The 1,135-nt window shown below is 44.8% G+C and carries 2 protein-coding genes; one reads left to right on the top strand and one right to left on the bottom strand.

Going from position 1 to position 1,135, the window contains the following annotated elements; all coding sequences use genetic code 11:
• Nucleotides 1-763, top strand: a 763-nt coding sequence (locus VOR_RS0102080) for an endonuclease/exonuclease/phosphatase family protein (RefSeq protein ID WP_010317728.1), incomplete at its 5' end; no start/stop codon positions are given.
• A 12-nt stretch (nucleotides 764-775) separates the two neighbouring features.
• Here the strand turns inward: VOR_RS0102080 and VOR_RS0102075 are convergent.
• Nucleotides 776-1,063 (bottom strand): GNAT family N-acetyltransferase, encoded by a 288-nt coding sequence (locus tag VOR_RS0102075; RefSeq protein WP_010317725.1) that lies wholly within the window; start codon nucleotides 1,061-1,063, stop codon nucleotides 776-778.
• Nucleotides 1,064-1,135 lie beyond the last annotated feature (72 nt).

Below are 1,135 nucleotides of genomic sequence, written 5' to 3'. Positions count from 1 at the left end.
CTATCCGTATGTGGCTTGTGTTGATGAGCCGATCGTCAAAGATGGATACATCTACAGCCATCCGGTTGTGGCGATAGCCTCTCGCTATCCTCTACGCCAAGTGAGCGCTGTACATGGCACGCTGCCAAACCAAGCTGCCCCTTTTTGCTTTAATCGTACACCGTTACACGCTACGCTTTGCCTGCCAATGCTCGGGGAGATCGATGTCTATATTGTGCATTTTAAATCTCAGCGTCCGGCAGAATCCTCTGCTGCACCTCATAACCTGATCGATGAATGGCAACAAGAGACGCTAGGACGCTGGCAATCTACTGTTCAACGAGGGTTTGAAGCAAACCTAACTCACCAATATATTATCAATACTCAAAAGCAAACTGGGCGACCTTGCGTGTTAATGGGCGATTTTAATAAATCTTTACATCACGAGGAGTTTCAAGGACTACTATCGCAGGCCTTATACCGCAGACCAGAAACACAGCAACCGCTGGCTGGCTATGCGCTTTACGATGCTTGGGATCTGCATACCGAGAGTATGGAGCAGCCTCGCAAAGCCACTCATTACGCCGGAGCCAAGGGGTCCGTACTCGACTATATTCTTCTTTCTGCGGATTTCTCCCCTTTTACTCATACAATGAAAGGTGATGTCAGCCGCTACACTGTGCTTGACCAGCATCTGGTTAACCCAAGCTATGAACTGGATAACTGCAGCACTGATCATGCACTGGTCGCAGTCACATTAAAAGTAAACACAGCACCGAGCTAATCGGTTTGTATGCTACGACTCTCGATGCAATAAATGCTGCCATTCACTGTGTCGATTTAAATAATGCACAACATAGCTACAGACAGGTTTAATGGTGTAACCTTGCGCTTCAATTTGCGGTAATACACTTTCCATCATAATTTTCCCGTATCCTTTACCCTGAAGCTCATCCGGTACGCGAGTCGAAACAATAAACAACGCATCATCCTGTTGTTGGTATGCCACTGTTGCGAATAGATTACCCTCAAGATGTACTTTATATTGACAATTTTGTATGTCATGTCGCACTTCATGGGTCATGATAACTTCCCAATTGATATATAAATCAAATAAATTGTTATTCTCAAAATTGAATTTTTAAATATCTACCCC

Source organism: Vibrio ordalii ATCC 33509 (assembly GCA_000257205.1).
GTDB lineage: Bacteria > Pseudomonadota > Gammaproteobacteria > Enterobacterales > Vibrionaceae > Vibrio > Vibrio ordalii.
The sequence above is the reverse complement of the archived record's forward strand: the minus strand, read 5'-3'. Positions and strand labels throughout refer to the sequence as shown.

Coding starts and splice junctions, on each gene's coding strand:
- VOR_RS0102075 (WP_010317725.1), bottom strand. CDS start 1,063: ATGACCCATGAAGTGCGACATGACATACAAAATTGTCAATATAAAGTA.